Origin of the sequence: Mesorhizobium sp. M1D.F.Ca.ET.043.01.1.1 (assembly GCF_003952385.1) — a bacterium.
Classification (GTDB): Bacteria; Pseudomonadota; Alphaproteobacteria; order Rhizobiales; family Rhizobiaceae; genus Mesorhizobium.
This window is the reverse complement of the sequence record NZ_CP034444.1, coordinates 2,303,704-2,322,958: the sequence shown is the minus strand read 5'-3', so window position 1 is coordinate 2,322,958 and position 19,255 is coordinate 2,303,704. Positions and strand designations below refer to the sequence as shown.

10 protein-coding genes, 1 tRNA gene and 3 pseudogenes are annotated in these 19,255 nt (G+C 61.7%); 9 read left to right on the top strand and 5 right to left on the bottom strand.

The annotated features are described in order from the left end of the window. The first annotated feature begins 30 nt into the window (after positions 1–30). Positions 31–1,986, top strand: a complete 1,956-nt coding sequence (locus EJ067_RS11420) for an acetoacetate--CoA ligase (protein WP_189510534.1) — start codon at positions 31–33, stop codon at positions 1,984–1,986. A 248-nt stretch (positions 1,987–2,234) separates the two neighbouring features. Here the strand turns inward: EJ067_RS11420 and EJ067_RS11415 are convergent, their stop codons facing one another. Further along, positions 2,235–6,131 carry a PAS domain S-box protein gene (locus tag EJ067_RS11415; RefSeq protein ID WP_126085790.1) on the bottom strand — a complete coding sequence of 1,299 codons (3,897 nt, stop codon included), beginning with the start codon at positions 6,129–6,131 and terminating at the stop codon, positions 2,235–2,237. Positions 6,132–6,378: 247 nt separating this feature from the next. On the opposite strand from EJ067_RS11415, the gene EJ067_RS11410 reads away from it, so the two are divergent. The 3 genes from EJ067_RS11410 (at position 6,379) to EJ067_RS11400 (ending at position 8,744) form a co-directional block, all read left to right on the top strand. After that, entirely contained in the window at positions 6,379–6,843 is a 465-nt protein-coding gene (locus tag EJ067_RS11410; protein WP_126085789.1) for a phasin, read from the top strand. A gap of 333 nt (positions 6,844–7,176) precedes the next feature. Continuing rightward, a tRNA-His gene (locus tag EJ067_RS11405) sits at positions 7,177–7,253 on the top strand. A 207-nt stretch (positions 7,254–7,460) separates the two neighbouring features. Continuing rightward, positions 7,461–8,744, top strand: coding sequence for an integrase (locus EJ067_RS11400; protein WP_348639546.1), 1,284 nt, complete (start codon positions 7,461–7,463; stop codon positions 8,742–8,744). 379 nt (positions 8,745–9,123) lie between these two features. Here the strand turns inward: EJ067_RS11400 and EJ067_RS11395 are convergent. Then, positions 9,124–9,279 (bottom strand): annotated as a pseudogene (locus EJ067_RS11395) (ribonuclease Z); the annotation flags it as partial. A 490-nt stretch (positions 9,280–9,769) separates the two neighbouring features. Between EJ067_RS11395 and EJ067_RS11385 the strand changes: the two are divergent. The 3 genes and pseudogenes from EJ067_RS11385 to EJ067_RS11375 all read left to right on the top strand — a co-directional run. After that, a pseudogene (locus tag EJ067_RS11385) lies at positions 9,770–10,033 on the top strand (glutamate synthase-related protein); the annotation flags it as partial. 316 nt (positions 10,034–10,349) lie between these two features. Continuing rightward, positions 10,350–11,540, top strand: a complete 1,191-nt coding sequence (locus EJ067_RS11380) for a hypothetical protein (RefSeq protein WP_245429457.1) — start codon at positions 10,350–10,352, stop codon at positions 11,538–11,540. Positions 11,541–11,601: 61 nt separating this feature from the next. Next, a complete protein-coding gene (locus tag EJ067_RS11375; RefSeq protein ID WP_095814958.1) occupies positions 11,602–12,099 on the top strand; it encodes a GNAT family N-acetyltransferase in 498 nt (165 codons plus the stop codon). 182 nt (positions 12,100–12,281) lie between these two features. On the opposite strand, the gene EJ067_RS11370 is transcribed toward EJ067_RS11375, so the two are convergent. Together EJ067_RS11370 and EJ067_RS11365 are read right to left on the bottom strand one after the other, a co-directional pair. After that, complete coding sequence (locus EJ067_RS11370) at positions 12,282–12,644, bottom strand: hypothetical protein (RefSeq protein ID WP_126079078.1); 363 nt, start codon at positions 12,642–12,644, stop codon at positions 12,282–12,284. Between the two features lie 213 nt (positions 12,645–12,857). Beyond that, a pseudogene (locus EJ067_RS11365) lies at positions 12,858–13,015 on the bottom strand (transposase); the annotation flags it as partial. A gap of 401 nt (positions 13,016–13,416) precedes the next feature. On the opposite strand from EJ067_RS11365, the gene trxA reads away from it, so the two are divergent. Then, the gene (gene trxA, locus EJ067_RS11360) at positions 13,417–13,737 is read left to right on the top strand and encodes a thioredoxin (RefSeq protein ID WP_095814957.1); all 321 of its coding nucleotides are present in this window, start codon (positions 13,417–13,419) and stop codon (positions 13,735–13,737) included. A gap of 63 nt (positions 13,738–13,800) precedes the next feature. On the opposite strand, the gene EJ067_RS34550 is transcribed toward trxA, so the two are convergent. Then, positions 13,801–13,974 carry a hypothetical protein gene (locus tag EJ067_RS34550; RefSeq protein ID WP_189343237.1) on the bottom strand — a complete coding sequence of 58 codons (174 nt, stop codon included), beginning with the start codon at positions 13,972–13,974 and terminating at the stop codon, positions 13,801–13,803. 62 nt (positions 13,975–14,036) lie between these two features. Here EJ067_RS34550 and EJ067_RS11355 point away from each other — a divergent pair, with 62 nt between their 5' ends. Then, entirely contained in the window at positions 14,037–19,214 is a 5,178-nt protein-coding gene (locus EJ067_RS11355; protein WP_126079077.1) for a shikimate kinase, read from the top strand. Positions 19,215–19,255: the final 41 nt, after the last annotated feature.

Below are 19,255 nucleotides of genomic sequence, written 5' to 3'. Positions count from 1 at the left end.
CAATCGCGACGCGCTTTTGGGAGGAAGATCATGGCCGACACCCCCTTGTGGACGCCGACGCAGGACCGGATCGCCTCCGCGCCGATGACCGCTTTCATGAAGGCTGCGGCTGCGAAATCAGGCGAGGCGTTCTCCAGCTATGCCGAGCTCCACCGCTGGTCGATCGACGATCGCGAGGCGTTCTGGGACCTGGTCTGGGATTTTTGCGGACTTGTCGGCGACAAGGGCGAGCGGGCGCTGGCCGATGGCGAGAAGATGCCGGGCGCGGCCTTTTTCCCCGACGCCAAGCTCAATTTCGCCGAGAACCTGCTGAAGAAGACCGGCGGCGGTCTGGCAATCGTCTTTCGCGGCGAGGACAAGATCGAGCGCCGGCTGTCGTGGAACGAGCTCAATGCGCTCACCTCGCGTCTGCAGCAGCTCTTCCTGTCGCTGGGGGTCAAAGAGGGCGACCGCGTCGCCGCCATGATGCCCAACATGCCCGAGACGGTCGCCGCCATGCTGGCAGCCGCCTCGATCGGCGCGGTCTGGTCTTCCTGCTCGCCCGATTTCGGCGAGCAGGGCGTGCTCGACCGTTTCGGCCAGATCGAGCCGGTCGTCTTCATTGCGCCGGACGGCTACTGGTATAACGGCAAGGCGATCGAGGTCGCCGACAAGGTCCGGGCGGTTGCCGGGAAGCTCGCGACAGTGCGCAAGGTGCTGATCGTCGACTATCTCGGCACGTCTGCCGACGTCGCCGCCACCATCGACAAGGCAGCGGCGCTGGAAGTGGCGCTCTCGCCCTTCGCCGCCAGGCCGCTCGCCTTCGAACGGCTGCCATTTTCGCACCCGCTCTACATCCTGTTCTCCTCCGGCACGACCGGGATCCCGAAATGCATCGTGCACTCGGCCGGCGGCACGCTGATCCAGCACGTCAAGGAGCAGCGGCTGCACGCCGGCCTGCTCGACGGCGACCGCTTCTTCTATTTCACCACCTGCGGCTGGATGATGTGGAACTGGCTGGTTTCGGGCCTCGCCTCGGGGGCGACGCTGCTGCTTTACGACGGCTCGCCCTTCTATCCCGACGGCAACGCGCTGTTCGATTTCGCCGATGCCGAGAAGATGACCTATTTCGGCACCTCGGCGAAATTCATCGATTCCGTGCGCAAGGCGGGGCTGAAGCCGATCAAGAGCCATGATCTCGCCAGCGTGCGCACCATCTCTTCCACCGGCTCGCCCTTGTCGCCGGAGGATTTCCGCTTCGTCTATGACGGCATCAAGAAGGACGTGCACCTGGCCTCGATTTCCGGCGGCACCGACATCGTCTCCTGCTTCGTGCTCGGCGTGCCGACGGAGCCGGTCTGGAGCGGCGAGATCCAAGGGCCCGGCCTCGGCCTTGCGGTCGACGTCTGGGACGACGACGGCAAGCCGGTGCGGCAGGAGAAGGGGGAACTCGTCTGCGCGAAAGCCTTCCCGTCGATGCCGATCGGCTTCTGGAACGACCCGGAAGGCAAGAAGTACCACGCGGCCTATTTCGAGCGCTTCGACAATGTCTGGTGCCATGGCGACTTCGCCGAGTGGACGGTGCATGGCGGCATGATCATCCATGGCCGCTCCGACGCCACGCTCAATCCGGGCGGGGTGAGGATCGGCACGGCCGAGATCTACAACCAGGTCGAGCAGATGCCGGAAATCCTGGAAGCGCTCTGCATCGGTCAGGATTTCGACAATGACGTGCGCGTCGTCTTGTTCGTGCGGCTGGCCGCCGGGGTGAGTCTCGACGAGGACCTGGAAAAGCGCATCCGCGCAAGGATCCGCACCGGCGCCAGCCCGCGCCACGTGCCGGCCAAGATCGTTGCCGTCAGCGACATTCCAAGGACCAAATCCGGCAAGATCACCGAGCTTGCCGTGCGCGACGTGGTCCACGGCCGCGCCATCAAGAACAAGGAGGCGCTGGCCAATCCCGAAGCGCTGGAGCTGTTCAGGAACCTGCCACAGCTTGCGGATTGAGCCGCGGCGGTATGGTTAAAAAACTCTGTCGGGCGAATTTACCTAGATTTCACGAGTGGTACACATTCGTAAATTTTTTCAGGCCGCGGTAAGGACTTGTTAAGGGACGACGCCGATAGTCGCGTGTAACTTGAGGGAGAAATCCCGTTCCTCGTCCCCTGAGGTTCAGATTCGCTCAAGCCCCCGTTGTGACAGCAATCCCATCTTTCAAGGCGTCCATTGGGCGCCTTTTTTCTTTTCGAAGCGGGTTATTCGGCCAGCACGCGCGTCGAGGGGAAGGCGACCTCTACCAGCGTGCCTTCGCCGGGCGTCGAGGTGATGGCGAAGCGGGCGCGATTGGCCTCCACCATCGCCTTCGTCAGCGGCAGCCCGAGGCCGGTGCCGTCGCCGCGGCCGCGTTTCAGCGCATTGATCTGCTTGAACGGTTTCAGCGCCTGCTCGATCTCGGCCGGGGTCATGCCGATGCCGGTGTCGCGCACGCGCATGACGACGTCGCCGGAGGCTTCGTAGGCGGTGGATACGATCACCTGTCCGCCGGCTTGCGTGTAGCGGATGGCATTGGACAGTATGTTGAGCGCGATCTGGCGCACGCTTCTCAGATCCGCCACCACTTCGGGCAGCCGCGAGGCGAAGCTCGAACGGATGATGACGCGCTCGCGGTTGGCCTGCGGCTGCATCATCGCAACCGTTTCGGCCAGCGTGTCGTTGAGGGAGACCGCCTCGTAGGCCATCTCGTGCTGGCCTGCCTCGATCTTTGAGATGTCGAGCAGGTCGTTGACGAGATCGAGCACGTGATTGCCGGAGCGGTTGATGTCGCGCAGGTAGTCGCGGTAGCGGTCGTTGGCTACGGGACCGAATTTCTCGTCCACCATCAGTTCGGAAAAGCCGATGATGGCGTTGAGCGGCGTGCGGATCTCGTGGCTGATGCGGGCGAGGAAATCCGTCTTCTGCGAGGAGGCGCGCTCGGCCACCGCGCGCGCCTGGGTGAGGTCCTCCTCGGCCCGCTTCCACTGCGTGATGTCGCGCACGACCGCGCAGAAGCCGCTGTCGTTGGGCAGACTGCCGATGGTCATGAACAGCGGGATGAAACGCCCCTGCGCCTCGCGGCCGATAACCTCGCGCCCGTCGTTGAGGACGCTCGCCACACCAGGTTCGGAAAGGCCGGCGAGATAGTCGCGCGCCGCGCGCTGGCTCTCGATGGCGAACAGCGAGGCGAAGGGCTTGCCGGCGACTTCATCGCTGTCGAAGCCGAACAGCGCCTCCGCCGGGCGGCTGATCGAGCGGATATTGCCGTCGCGGCCGATCAGCACCACGCCGTCGGTGGCGGTGTCGATGATGGTGCGCATTTCGGCGATGCGCGACTTCAGCTCCGAAACATCCGGCTGCTGGCTCGGCTCGTCATTGGCCGCGCTGAGATGCGCCGCCGGCGCTTCGTCCTCGCCGGAACGGCGCACCACTAGCATCAGCGCCTTGCCGCCGCGCCACGGCACGGAACGCAGGAGCGCATCGATCGGGAATTCCAGGCCCTGGCGGGTCTGGAGCTTCAAGGAACGGTCGCTTTCGTCGGCCTCGCCGTCGTCGGAGTAGTGGTCGGCGAACAAGGCGCCGAGCCCGCCGGCATTGGTGAGGTCTTCCAGCGCGTCGTAGCCAGTGAGCTCGAGGAACGCCTCATTGGCGTAATGCAGCACGTCGCCGGAATGGATGAGCAACGGCACAGGCAGCCTGGCGAGAATGGACGTATCGGGAGCCCTGCCTTCCTCTCCCATGGAGAAAGCCGACGGCACGAAGCCTTCAAGCTTGAGCGGCGGCACCTCCAGGCGCGGCCGTTCCGGCGGCGCCGCTTTCGCTTCGCCAGGCTGTTCAGCCGGGGGCAGGGCGCCGTCCGCGTCGGAACCGGCCCAGTCCTCGCTGTCTTGCGCGTCGCGAAAATCGTCGGCGGTCATGCTGTCGTCGTCGGCGCCTGCGTCAGGGGCAGGCGCCGGCCGTTCAGCCTTCGGTTCGGCTCCCTTTTCGGTCGCTGCGGTTTGGCGGGTGTCGGGACCTGCTTCGTCGGCTTTCTCGGGCCCGGCATAGTTGAGCAGCGAACCGGAGGCGGGTGGCGTTTCGTCTTCGCCAATGGCCGCCTCGGAGGCGCCGTCGGTGCCGTCGAGCCGAGCCAGGTCCTTCTGATCTTCCGCTTCGGTCTCAGCCTCCGCCGTTTCAAAGGTTTCGTCATCCTCCTGCACGGCAGGCCCATGCAAGGTCGCGCGAGGCGCGGTCAGATCAGGTTCGTCGGCCTTCCTCTCATCGGTCTTCGGTTGTTCGGCCGCGAGACCAGGCTTGTCGGCCGCTGAAGCCGCATCAGGTCGCCTTTCTGCCCCGGCACTGTCGCTGGTTTGCGGCTCGGCCGGGCCGGAGCTGTCCTTGCGCAGCCGCTCGCCGATCTCGCGAAAGGCGCTGCGCTCGAGGATCGACAGGGTCCTCTCGCTTCCCGGCCTCTCATTTCCCGGCCTCTCACTTCCCGGCTTGTCGCTGGCCGGCTTGTCGCTGGCCGGCTTGTCACTGGCCGGCTTGTCACTGGCAGCTGCGTCATTTCCCGGCTGCTTGTCGTTGGCCGGCTGCCGGTGCTCGGCCAGCCGGATCACCTTGTCGGCATAGCGCCGCTCCGGCTTGGGCACGATGGTTAGCGCCGGCACTTCACCCAGGAACGGATCGGCGGGCTTCGTAGGCTCGGCCGCCGGTTGCCCGTCTGAAGGTTCGGGTTTGGCCGGCGCGGCGCCATTGGGCACAAGCGCCATGCCGAGCGCTTCCGGGTCGACAACGGCGTCGGCGCTGCGCGCGACACCGAAGCCGCGAAAACCTTCGAAGGCGCGGCTGCGGCCATAGACCGGCAGCGCCGCAAGATCGACCGGGATCTTCAGGTCCATGCCTGCCACCGGCCAAAGCACCGAGCGCCCGGACCAGGTGTCGCGCCGCTCGAGCAGCGTGGCGATCTCGCCTGACGCGTCGAGGCCGAAAGTCGCGGCGACGTCCCTGAAGCGGCGGCCGATCACATCGGCGGCCGGCTTGCCGACGAGGTCGGCGAATTCCGGCGACAGCGCGCTGAACTTGCCTTCGGCATCGGTGCGCCAGACGAAACGCAGCGGCGGCGCCGAACGGTCTATGTCGCGAGCCGCGGTCGGCTCTGTCGTCGCCGTTTCGGTGGTGTCCTGCCGCGTTCCGGCCGCGGCGCCACTCGGTTCGGCCTGTGCCGGCGCCTCCGGCTCTTTCACATCGTCGCCGCCGGCGTTGAAATACCAATGGTCGTGCTGCGCGGGGCCTGCATCGGCTGCCTGCCTGCCTGCCATGGCGGTGTCCGGTGCATGGTCGACCTTGGCCATGGTCTTTTCCGTTGGCCGGGCGCTGTCGGCGGCCAGCGCCGGGACCGTGTCCGCCTTTTCGCCCGTTGCCGCGGCCGAGGGCTGGGTGGGCGCGCTTTCCGATGCTGCCGCCTGATCGCCGTCGAGTTGGTCCTCGTCGATCACCACCAGAAGATGGCGCGCGTCGGTCAACCGCGCCAGGCCGGCCGGGTAGGAGGTGCTTGCGCCCGGGACAAGCCGCTTGACGATGCGGTCTCCCGCGCTTGCCACATCCGCGACCAGGGCCGCCAGGGTCTCCGGCTTGATGCCGAGCGCCGCAAATCCCTCCGAAGCCGCCTCGACATGGCCCTGCGCATCGATGAAGGCGATGAAATGTCCGGCCTCGGTGAAGCCGCCGATGGCGCGGCCGGCGATTTCGGCTGGGCTGCGCGAGCCGGTCTGCGCCGCCGGCACCGCCAGCATGACCGCCTTTTCGCCGTCCGGCATAGTCACCGCGCTGGCCAGCAAGCCGACGGCCCGGCTGACCATGCCGGTCGCCAGCCTCACGGTGACGGCGCGGTCGCTGCCGATGTCCGGAAAGCCGCTGGTCGCCATGATCTGCCGCCTGGCGATCAGCGGCAGCCGCGCCGAGGCCCCGATGATGGCCTCGATATCCGGATAGCCGAACACGGCGGCGCCTGGCCCGTTGGCCCAGATCACCTGCTCGAGGTCGGCCGACAATATGGCAAGCGCGTCGCCGGTGGCGAAACGCTGGCGCACCGCATCGAGCACGGCGACATCGAGGAAGGAGTAGTTTTCAGACGGCATGCGCTGGCGAACCCTCCGAAGCGGGCATTTCGGTTAACGCTTTGTTAATAAAAGCGTACGGAGCGAAGGTCCACAAGCCATGCCGTGCATAGGCCGAAATCTCTGGGCTCGTGGTTAACGGTCGGGCGATTTTTATGGTGCGCTGCAACAAAGATGTTGCAATGCACAAAAAATGCCTTTATATTGCCATCATACATGAACGAGACGGCTTTTCTGTCAAAGCCGCTGCCCCCTGAGAGGTTGGAAAATGTCCAAGACCACCACGAAGACCGCTGACACCATCGAGAACATTGAATTCCCGAGCTTCGACGCTTCCAAGGCCACCGACCAGTTCCGCGCTTTCGCCGAGAAGGGCGTTGAGCAGTCGAAAGAGGCCTATACCAAGCTGAAGAGCGGCGCCGAGGAGACCCAGAAGGTTCTGGAGTCGACCTACGAGACCGCCAAGACCGTTTCCAGCGACCTGTCGCTCAAGACCATCGCCGTGCTGCGCGCCAATACCGAAGCCGGCTTCTCGCATCTCGAAGCCCTGGTCGGTGCCAAGACGCTCTCCGAGGTCGTCGAGCTGCAGACCGCTTTCCTGCGCAAGCGCGCCGAGATGGCCGTCGAGCAGGCCAAGGATTTTCAGGCCGTTGCCTCCAAGGCCGTCGAGGACGTCTCGAAGCCGGTGAAGACCGCTTTTGAAAAGGCGTTCAAGGACATCAAGGCTGCCTGATATTCGGGCTCAACGATGCATCAAAACGTCGCATTTCGTCAGACAAATAGATATGCGATGAATTGATCAAGCGAATACCCGGAGCGCGAAACCTCCTCCCTTTGCTCTCCGGGGTGACCAGCCAGCACCTCCTCCCGCTGGCTCGTAACAGGAAAAGGCCGGCACCTCCTCCCGCCGGCCTTTTCTTTTGTCCGTTTTCCCAATGCCGGTTCGCTGAACCTGTTTTTGCCTTATCAAAGGCCTTGAATTAGACTCCGATAGCCCGTAAGGGACGCATCGCCGAGATGCCGACGCGGAGAACAATTTCTCCTCGGATTGCGCTCAGGCGGACGTGCCGTTGTAGCTCAGTTGGTTAGAGCACCAGATTGTGGATCTGGGGGTCGCTGGTTCGAGCCCAGCCAACGGTACCATTGCCTTCTCGCGTAAGCCACTGTTTTTTCGAAATAAATTGGTCAATTCAATTGAATGCCTTGCGTCTGTTTGCGATTTTGTGTCACAAATTGTGCTACCTATTGTGATACAAACGGAAGGCCGAGACGTTGGGACGAAGGCGCGAAGAGCACCATCCTGATCGCTACCTGCAACTCAGAGGCGGGCATTTCCACTATCGCCGGCGCGTGCCCCAAGAAGTTCGCGATCTGGACCACCGCGGCAGATTCGTTCGCAAGTCGCTCAACACTTCGGACAGAATAAGGGCGAGAACCGTCCGCGACATGTATGAGGCGGCCGACAACGCACTCTGGGCGTCGCTAATGATTGGCGCCAATCCGCAAGCGGCAGGTATGCGCTACAAGCTGGCGATTAAGCGCGCTGAGTCTCTCGGTTTTGTCTATCGGCCGCTTGCCGAGATTCTTACCGCAGAACCGCTGGAAACCATCTTGCAGCGCGTAGAGAGCACCATTGGCGAGCCAGCTAAGTCGCCTGCGTTGGACGCCGTCGCTGGCATGGTCGAGCGACCTGACGACAAGATATCTGACGCACTGAAGGTTTATTTCTCCGACATCGTCCGTGACGAGTTGCGCACCAAGAGCCCTGACCAGCGCAAGCGCTGGAAAGCCAAGCGGCAGATGAGCGTCGATGTGTTCATTGATTTGGTCGAAGACAAACCTATGAGCAAGATCACGCGTGATGACGCTCTCAAGGTCCACAAGTACTGGCTCGACCGCATCGCGCCGGAGGAGGGGCCAGGCGATCGCTCGGCGTCGACCGGCAACCGCAATATGGGAAATCTTCGGACGCTCTACAGCGACTATTTCCGCCACTTGGGTTTTCCGGAGCAGAAGAACCCGTTCGCCGATCTCTCCTTCAGTGACAAATCGAAGCGAAGCCGGCCGCCGTTTCCTACCGACTGGATCAGAGACAAGATTCTCGCGCCTGGCGCATTGGCGAAGCTCAATGCCGAAGCTCGAGGGATTGCGTTGGCGTTCGTCGAGATAGGCTGTCGGCCGAGCGAACTGGCAAATCTTCATGAAGGCGTGATTCATCTCGATCACGAAGTTCCGCACATCTCGGTCGAGCCGCGCGAGGATCCAGAGGACCCACGCGAGATCAAAACAGCGTCGTCAGTGCGGAAAGTGCCACTGGTTGGCGTGGCGCTGGAGGTGTTCAAGAAGCATCCCAACGGCTTCCCACAATACAAGGACCGAGAGACGCAGCTGTCTGCTACCGTCAATAAGCATTTTAAGAAGCACAAGCTCTTTCCGAGCGACAAGCACACATTCTATTCGCTCCGCCACTCATTCGAGGATCGAATGAAAAATGCCCGGCTCGACGAGGAACTGCGGCGTATGCTGATGGGTCACGCCATCGACCGACCCAAATACGGCGAAGGCGGCGAGATGAAGATGTGGCAGGAAGAGCTCATGAAGATTGCGCTGCCGTTCGATCCTTCGATCGTGTGACGCGCTCACGTATCGCGGCCAGGCGCTCTTCCTTTGCTCTATGATCCAGCAGAGCCCGCTCCAAGTGATCAAAAAGTGGAAGCCATGCCTCGCCTCGATCGCCGCGGGCAACAATTATTTCGGCAATGCGATCGAGAGCGCGCTCAAGGCGCTCGGTAGTCACTGGCCGAAAACTTGGCGAGTTAGGCTTCACTGCTCTGCGATCTACTCAGTGCGGGTTCGTAGTACGCAGGTTCTCTGATTGTTTTGGAAGGCCGTGCCCTACAAAGGGGGATAGACGACGGCTACGGCGCGCGAAGACGTCTGTCGAAGATCCAGTCGCGCAGGACTGTTACCGGCATTGGTCCGCTCCGATCGATCCGCGAGGCGATAGCTAATCCGATGCAGCGTACGCATCGGGTAAAGCCTGCGCAGTCGTGAGATGACCATAGTCGCGCGCCATGGCCGCATCTCGTTCCAGGAAGGTGGCCTCGATCACCAGAAGGTCGGCGCCGCGGACATGGTCTGCCAGCTCATCGGTGGATTCCGTATCGCCGAGTGACTGGGGACATTTCGGCAGGGTCGAAATCCGTGCGGCCAGTCGGCGGGCGGCATTTCGGTTTGGTGAGCCACTACTCAGACGTCGCGTTCGGGGCCGCAGAACGAACCCGCTACGCGGGATGGGCTGGGGTGAGGTAGAGATCACGAGCGACGTCGCGCTCTCATTGATGGTGGTTCGGCAGCGGCAGAGCATCACCGGCTTCTTCAACAAGGAGCCTGACCATGCCCTATCCTGTTCTTGAGGCTACCTGTCAGTCCACTTCGTCAGCGGCTGATCCACGACACGATGCTGCGCCGGTTCAGCCAGGAGACGCAGCGCAACTCATCTCGGCGACATCGGACGCCTGGCGACCTTCCTCGGCTGGTCGCCGGTTACAGCGACCACCGACGACATGCGCCGGTTCCAGATCGAGCAGCAGGACGACGATGTTCCCGTGCCGACGATGAACAGCATCGTGTCGGCGCTACGCTTCTTCTTCACCCATGTGCCGATCGTAGCCAAGGAAGTGGGGTCGGGCCTGTCCGCCTCGGTGGCCTCTGCCCGCGTCGAGGCGGGCGTGGCGTTGATCGATGCCGCGGGCGCCGGCGGCACCACGTCGGCGCTGCCAACGGTGAAGTTGATCGCGTCGGGCGGTATCCGAGACGGCGGCGACGTGGCCAAGGCCATCCGCCTGGGCGCGGACTTCGCCGGCCAGGCGGCCGGCATGCTGCCCGCGGCGACGGTTTCCACCGAGCCGGTCCATTCCCACTTATTCAACGACTGTTTTACAGTTCAGCCAGTGCGGTCAAAAACGCGCTTGTTCGAAAACCGACGCTGAGGCCGCGAGTATCCCCGTCGGTGGGGCCATTTCCTGCCATGTTTACCCGTCTTTCAAGCAAGGTCCGCGAAAAACCTGTGTTGGCATGCCGGTTGCAAGGACACCGTAAAGGACCCGCACGACCACGGCGGTCTCGCGGTCCTTACGCCAGAGTTCAAATGAAACTTTCAAGCTGACAGCGATGTAGCGCGAGTGCAACTCCGTCGCGCCTTGACTTCCCAGGAAAAATCAAAGGAGCCCTGAAGAAATGAACGTGCCAAGTTATTCCGCGGCCTCGCCAGATCAGCGGGCGGTGCGGGGGATATTTTCTCACCTAGCGGACCGCATCGATCGCCGCCTGCGAATACGCCCGCTTGGGATTATTAGCGATTTTGTCGCCGACCAACTCCCGCACCGTATCGCGGAGATCAAAAATAGTGAACAGCGGGCTGAAGCTGTCAAGGCGCTTGGGCATAGCATCAACGCCATGCTAGCGGCAGGGAACTATGAGGCGCACTTGCTGAATCTGAAACAGTCGGAGTTTGGGGTAGCCAAGACAGACATCCAATATCTCCTCAATATTGCTTATCAGATGTCTGCATTTGCGGGACTTAACCATCACGATGCGGAGTTAACGGTGGGAGAGCCGCTGAAGCGCATTGCAGCCTTAAGTTGCGAGCGGGAGCCTAGCATAAATGTTCTTTCCTATGAAGATATGATCCTTACCAATCCGGTGGAGAGCGATCCGCGCGTATACTGCCTCGACTCAGCTGGGGTCGAGGAGCGAGATTTTTGCCTGGGTCATCAACTCATTGAGAGAGATTTGCAGTTCGCAGTGGACACCCTGCTTGAGTTGCGTGACGAGGTCGGGGCGGATGCGCGCCGGTGTCTTACACTGTGCCTAGAGCGCCTGGAGTCGGCGAATTACATTCTGACCCGCTTTCATAATCATATGTCGCCCGATCTATTTGGCGAATTTCGTGAGTTCTACGGAAAAAACCCTTATAAGAATAGGCTGGCTCCAAGTGGCCGATTCTCGGCGCGCGTTGTCGCGGTTTCTGTGCTACTAATCGGTGAAGAAATTTTCCGCCAAAAACCGAAATTCTATAGGGATGTTTATCGCCTGTCGGAATACTACCCGCGAGGATGTATTGGTGCGGTCTTTGGCTGGTTGTCTTCAGATAAGAGGAGCACGGGGGCCCAGCCAGACTGGCTTAAGGGGAAAGCGGCCTTTCCTAAAATAGCAACCGTCTCGCCCGTGATAGAGGGGAAATGCACTCAAATCCGAGAGCTGTACGCGTCCTGTGTCTATGCGCTGGACCGGTTCACCCGGATGCACCGAAAGACGGCTTTGAAATATACGGTTGAACCCGGTCGCCCCATCGCCGGAGTTGAGGAGTGGGAAAGCATGGACGCTGTGCTTTCACAGCGGCTGCTAACGGCGGCGGATCAAAGCTAACAGGCACAAACGTCTTGTGAGCGCGATGCCAGCCTCGCAGGCGTCCAATAGGTGATGGTCGATGTTTCAAGACGACGTGATCTTTCGTAGGTTTGAACGTGAGGATGTCGATAATGTATGGCACCTGCATAGGAGTGCATCTGAGGCTGTTGGTGTGTATGGTCCGGAAGGGATGTGGGAGGATGATTTACGCAACATCGGAGAAGCATATATCGAATCTGGCGGAGACTTCGTAGTTGCGCATATTGGTCCCCAGCTCGCTGCTATGGGCGGATTGCAACCTGTCGACGATGAAATCGCAGAACTCAAGCGTATACGGGTCGATCCCGCCTTTCAACGACGTGGGCTTGGAAGAAGGATTGTTAGCGAGTTGGAATCGCGAGCCGTTGCTCTCGGATTCAAATGCATAGTGCTCGAGACGACAACGATCCAAGTAGGGGCTCAAAGGCTTTATGAGACGGCCGGCTATATTCGCCGCGGGAAAGGGAGGTTGCACGGATATGCCGTGATCTTCTACGAAAAGCCTCTCTCCGGCCAGGATGCTCTTGGTTTCTGCTGAGAAGTGCCCCACCATCCGCTGCATGTATGTTTCGAGAGTCAGGTTGTAAGCGGGCGCGTCTATATGCAGACCGACAGACCTTCGGTTCCGAGTTCACCGACCGCGTAACTGCCCCGGTCTGATGAGCCGCAGTGTCCGTCCTGCTGAGGATCAATGGGGTGCCAAGCCGCCTGCTCAACTCGTCACCCGTATTTTCGCCGAAACACGCCGAGGAAATCCTCATCCAAGCAGAGCCAGAAATCGTCCTGGTCGTAATCCAAATCACTTGATTCGGGCTCAAATCCATACTTCTTCTGATTCCTGTGCCTGCTTGGACATCCGGCGGCATGGTGGCTGCCGATGCCCGGCTTTATAACCAAGCGCGACTTTGAAGAATGTTGGCGCCGGTTCCTCTTACCCAGCCGGGATCCTGAAATACGTGCCAGTTTGGTCAGAAGAACGTTAGGTGAAACCATGAACCCGGTCGCAAACCCGACCGGATCGACCTTAGGATAGACGTTGGCCACAAATGCGCGCGACCGGCCGGCCGGCGGCTCGAGCAGCATCGTCTGGCGGCAAGGTGTACCAGTCCAGGGTAGGGCCAACGGCGTTTGCATCGGTAGCCACTAAGCCCGGACCATTTATCTAGGAACGGCACGCGCGGATCTCATCATGGCCTGGCCGCAACAGCGGCCCACTTGCAAGAGGCTGGATACATTTGTGTAGACTGCACCGTCCTGATCAAGACGACCCTTGCACGGGCGGGGCGGGTCATACATTCTTGAAACCAGTTCGCGAAGCGCGGCCGCGTCGAGCACTTGCTGGGCCAGAAGCTTCTTCGGCCTCTCTTCCAGGGCCCCAGCCGCTTCGCCTCGGAAATTTCCACGCCGCCGAATTTGGCCTTCCAATTGTAGATCGTGGCTTCGGAGATCCCATGATCAGGAGCCAGATCCAGCATGTCCGATCTACCACATTACGAGTGTAACCCGTTTCGAGTTGACGCTTCAGAATTTTGGATCTTCATTAAAGGACACGCTCCAATCGGCGTTCGATATTGAACAAAGCGGAATACTTTTCAGACCACATACTAAGGCGAATCCTCCATGGCCAGACCGGGCGACTGCCGGAGCCAAACCCGATTACTCAGCAAGTCGCCGCATCTGCTACGCCATTGTAGTGGGGCAGAAGGGAGAAGAGATCGATGGCACAAGCAACGGCGGGTATTGTGCCGCTAATGAAGCAGATACTTTCTCGCCGGCTCCCAGTGCTGTCGGTGATAGCGGGAAATATCACCGCACCGTCACATGTGGTTCAACATCTTCGGTCAAAGGAACAGCCATGGTTACCGTGAAAGTCGATATCAATAACTTCGAGTCGGAAGTTCTGGAATCCGCAGCACCCGTCGTCGTCGATTTCTGGGCCGAATGGTGCGATCCCTGCAAGATGATTGCTCCGAGCCTCGACGAAATCTCCGTCGAGATGGAAGGCAAGATCAAGGTCGCCAAGCTCAACATCGATGAAAACCCGGAACTCGCCACTCAATTGGGCGTGCGCTCCATTCCGACGCTGGCGATCTTCAAGGGCGGCGAGGTGGCCGATTTCTCGGTCGGCGCCAAACCGAAGGCAGCTCTTTTGAACTGGATTTCGAACGCTGCCTGACCGATATCGCTCGATCTGTACCGCAACGAAAAACCGCAGATTCGCCACGTAAGTCGGGCGAGTTCATAGCGATTTATGGGCGTTTTGTACAGGATTCAGCCCGTTGAGCTTCAGCCTGATGTCGGAGCGATCGAAGGCGAAGAAGCTTTTCATTGCGGCGTTGTCGAGGCAGTTGCCGTTGCGTGAATGCTGCGGCTTTTCAAGCACGCCGCTGCAGGCTCGCGTGACCGCACTCAAACCAATGATGCCCTGTTGTTGACAGGCTTAGGCGATGCGTTTTGCTGGATCGGAGAGGGAATATGGGCATCACCGGAGAGTTGGCCGGACCAGCAGGGCGATCTGATAACGAAGGAGGCCCGCACCGCATCTCCGACGCAATGTCGGACCAGCGGAAGACGCGCGAAGCAACGCTTGCCATCGCCGGCGCGGTGGTTGCCCGCGACGGCAATCTCGACGGATTTTCGGATTCAGAGTTGGCCGATTTTGTGAACGGCTTCAGCAGATGGCCGGACCAGCAGAAGACGCGCGAAGCGACGCTTGCCATCGCCGGCGCGGTGGTTGCTCGCGACGGGAATCTCGACAGATTTTCGTGTTCAGAGTTGGCTGATTTGGTGAACGGCTTCAGCAGATGGCCGGACCAGCAGAAGACGCGTGAAGCGACGCTTGCCATCGCCGGCGTGGTGGTTGGCCGCGACGGCAATCTCGACGGATTCTCGGATCAAGAATTGGCCAATCTGGTGAACGGTTTCGGCAAGTGGCCGGAACAAGAAAAAGCACGCAAGGCGATCGTTGCCATCGCCGGCGAGCTCGGTTCCAAGGGCCGTCGCTTCAGCGCTTTCAGCACGCCTGCCCTTGTCAGGATCGCCAACGGTCTGTCGCGGGGCATCGAGGAGGGAGAGACCGCCGGCGAGGTCGCCGAACCCGCCTTGCTGAAGGACCGACTGCATCAACTGGCGCACTACCTCCAATATGCCGAGGATCGGCTGCAGCAGGCCGATGTCCATGCCATAGCGAGTATATTCAAGGCGTTGGGCAAGGCGCAGTTGTCGGACGATTTCGGTGCACTGGCACAGCCGGGGCTGGACAGGCTCGAGGTGTTACGTGCCAATCCCGGGTTTGAGCTCGACAACAACCTCGAGACGATGGGCAATCTTTGCGCCTCCCTGCTGCCCCTAGCTCGCAGCCCGAAGCCGGTGTTGCGCTGGCACCGCAGACCGGCGCTGAACCTGCTCAACGCCATCCAGCCGGTGGTGGAACACAAGATCGATGCCCATCTCAACGCAGGCCAGGCCGAGCGCACCAGCGGTCCCAATGCAAGCCGCTGCCCGGCGCTTTCGATCTATCAGGTGCTCAAGACCCGGGCGGTGCTGGAGACGCTCTACCGGCGGCCCTATGTCGACGGCGACGAACTCGCCTTGCAGGCCAGGCAGGAAGAGCTGCAGGGCAAGACCAGGCAGATCCTGGACAGCTCCCGGGCCCTCATCTACGCCGACCTTTCCTACATGAGCTGGAACGTGATCGCCGAGATCGAGGCGAAAGAGCCGCTCGAAGCGCTCGACACCTTCATGGCGCAGAACGCATCGATGGTCCAGGCCCAGCATGCGGCCGCCAGCTTCGATGTCCATCGGGTCCTTCATACCATGGACCACGAGCCGAGACCGCCGCAAGGCGATGCCGGACTGATGCGGCTGCCGGTGGTCGACATGCAAGGCCGGCCGCTGGCCAGCGAAGCCGAATTGCGGTATTCCATTTTCCACCGCTTGACCTCGGGCGCGGTGCCGGTGGTGGCGGTGCAACTAAAGGGAACTCCGACCGGCGCCATGCTGACACGCACGTTCCCCGTGGAGGGCGTGCCCTACCGCATGGACCTGTTCGGCGGCAGCAAACTGAAGCCGCCGCAAAAGAGCCTGAACCAGCTTGCCTCTCACCTGCCCTTTGCGCCCGAAGAGGCCCCAAGCGGCAAGCTTTTGGCGATCCCTTATGCCGAGACGGCTCCGGGTACGGCCTTTGAGCAGTTGTCGCGGGCCTGGGCGCCGTTCAAGGAAGCCTATTACTATACCCAGCGCCGCGGATTTGCCGCGCCGCCGGGCATCCCCGACATTGGCCCGCATGATTATGCGCTGGAAGGGTGCTTCAAGCTGTCCCTTCTCCCCGACCGCCCCGCAGGCGCAGGGCATCCCTTCCGGGTCGAGGGGCGAGACGGCGAGATCGCCTTGCGGCCGCATGACGGCTGCGGCTTCATCAGGGCCTCACTGGCCGAGCGCATGCCGGCCATTGCCCGGGCTCGCCACGACGCTCCCGAGCGGATGCCTGCCTATGCCGGTAATAGCCAATCGGCGCTACCGCCTTCGGCGCTGCAACATTATCCGCGCAGCGTCGAGGTGGCACAGGAGACCCGCGAGAAGGCTCTGGCTTGGCTCGAAACCCATCCAAGCCTCACCCTCGAGGAGGTGTTCCGGACCGTCACGGGCGGGCACATCGAGGGTTCGGGCGCTATCGCCGTACCGTCGAGCGACGAATGCCTGCATGTGCCGACGGGCAAGAGCAAGACCTTGACCCGTGACGCCGGCGTGCTTGTCGGACGCTCCCCCTATGACAAGCCCAACCTGCGCCCGTTCGCCCCCGACCGGGTCAGGTCGGCGCGCGATGGCGATCGGACCGCCGCGTTCCTGGATCGGTGCGTGGCCTTCCAATACAGCTTCAACGTCGCGCACAGGTCGGGGGCTGGGCTAGCCGCCGACGATCCGACCTTCTTTGCCAAAGGCATCTTGATCGTTGTGCCCGACGAAATGTGGCCGGCGGACTTCGCTGACCGCGGGGTGGTGATGTCTGCGGAGGACGTAAAGTGCCATTCGCGCTGGCTGGAGGAAAAGAACCGGGTCAAGGCCGACACCGCGCTGGAGTGCGTCGGCATCCTGCAGGCGACGGAGGTGTTCGCGCCCGGCTCTTTGGTTGCGGTTCCGAGCGTCGAACAAAAAATGCTCGACGGCGATTTTGACGGCGACGCCGTCGTCATCATCGGCAACCGGCCTCGCCTTTACGAGCATGTGCGCCAGTTCGACGCGCAGCTGCAGGCGCTCGGCATCGCCTCGATGAAGCCCCCGAAGTCGCACACGCCGGCCATTGAGAAAGGCGACTACCAGTTCAGCCGGTCCAAGCAGATCCTGTCGGCCACCGGGCTGGTGCTGGAGACCTACAGCTGCCTGCAGCGCAACGTGCTGGCGCAGCCGCAGGAGGCGCAACGCTGGTTTGCCGAGCGTGCCATCTTCGGCACCTACGAGGGCATTCATCCTGGGCTCAAGGCCGACATCCGCGCACTGTTGCAGGAAGATCGGCCGGATGGCCATACCCTCCATGATCTTATCACCAGGGCTGGGGAAGACAGCAAGGCCGCCAAGCATCCGGTGGCCTGCGAACTGGCCGCCTTGCTAGTGGCCGAGCTCCAGGACTGGAACCGGCAGCTCAGCGAGCCGGCTCATGAGTCGGACGTCAAGCAGCAGTTAGCGCGATCCGTGGCCTCAGCCGGCGCGAAGCCTGCCGTCAGCGCCGACGCGGCCGCGCTCTTCCCGAAACTCAGCGAATCCTTTCCGGCAACCGCTGACGCCAGGAAGCGCGTCGACTTCCTGCTCAACCACTACCAGCCGCGCATCGATCCGCGGCCCGACGGCTACAACCCCGACGATCTGCATAAAAGCGCCATCAACCTGTTGAGCGTCGGCATCAAGGTCGGCACGGACGCCTACAAGTCCGATACCGGTGCGCGGGTGTTCATGCAAAAAACTACCGAATTGCAGCGGCTCTTGGAGCGCAGGCCGGGCTTCAAGCCGGCCCCCTATGTCAAGGCGCAGGCGGCAAAGCTCCACCAGGGCCGGTTCGACGTCGATGGCAGCCTGGCGGATCTGAAGGACAACCCCACGCTGGCGGCCTCGGTCATGGAGGCCTCGATCAGACTCGCCGTCGAAAAGCGCATCCTGCCGAGCGCCCTAGCAATCTCGGCCGACGACCCTGCCAGCAGGATAACGCTGAGCAGCGAACAGGCCCCGGAGCGCGCCAGGCTCGAAGCCGCCCCCGCCGAAGCGCAAGAAAGCGCGATTACCGAAACTGTGCATGCTGTTGCCGAGCTTTTGCGGCACGACGGCATCGAGGTGAAGGTGCCGCATCTTGACCAACGGTCGCGCGGGCAGGTCTGGACAGCCGACGAGTTGACCGGCCAGAGCGTGAGCGCGGCGCCAGAGGCCCAGCTGGTCACCAATGCCGTGCGCCATGTCTTCGAGATCCCGGACGAGGCTTTTACGCGCGCATTCAAGAAGGCGGCACTAGCCTTCGAGGAGCGGGACTGCAGCGAGGTCGAGACCACCAACTGGTTCATCAGGATGGACACGCCGAGGTTACGCGGCGTTCACACGGCATTCAGAACTGCGCAGAACTATCGCTTCGAGGTCGAGTTCCATACGCCGGCCAGTTACCGGGCAGAGCTCGCGCAGCGCGCGCAGAGCGAATGCGAGTTGGTCCCTATTCCCCCTGGCGCCTGGGAGATATTACACTGGGGCTCGTCAGGAGAAAGCAGGTCGAGGGCTGCAGGGACCTCCAGGTCGCCCACAATCGCAAGACAACAGATTGCGGTCGCTCGCTCCCCGCAAGCGGGCGAGATCCTCGCGGCTCTCGGTACGCGGCCGGTCGTGCTCGTCGGGATGCCGGCGAGCGGCAAGTCGAGCATCGGCGCCCAGCTTGCCAAGGAGTTGGGGGTGGAGTTTGTCGACATCGATAAGCGTATAGTCGCCGAGCACGGCAATCTGATGGAGATGTTCGCCGACCCTGGCCGCGGCGAGGCGCACTTCAGGGACCTGGAGACCAAAGAGCTGGCCAAGCAGCTGGAGAGAGGGCCTATCGTCATCGCAACCGGCGGCGGCTGCTTTGGCAACGACACTAATCAAGCCCTGATCCTAAATAAGGGGAGGTCGATCTGGCTCGACACCGAGCTGAAGGAGCTCCGCAGGCGCCTCAAGAAAGACACCAGCCGTCCGCTGCTGCAGGGCGCCGAGATCGAGCAGAAGGTTGACCAGCTGTACGAAGAGCGCAGTCCGTTCTACCAAAAGGCCGACATCGTCCCGCCCTTTCAAAAAGACAAGAAGGACGCTCGCATTTGCGTGAAGGAACTCTACGCTTCCCTGTGCAGCGAAAGAGAAGCCGCTCTGCCCGCTGCCGAGATATCACATGTCTCCGGTGCCTCCGGCACTACCATCACCATGTCCCCAACAGCTCAGCGTATGCACGATAATCATCACCACGGCCACGATCGCGGGGTCGGCGCCGGGGAAACTATCCAGGCGCCGATGGCACCATTGGGTGTAGGGCAACGGCCGCCGCCCCTCGAGACCCTCACCGCCGACCCGCAGCCTTTGCTGGCCGGCAATAACGCACGAGCGCATTTAGCGTCTTCCACGAGAAGCAGAGAACGCTCAAGCCGAGGACAATAAGCCTTAGGCGGACAATCAAGGGATCTTTCGCAGGGTTGGTG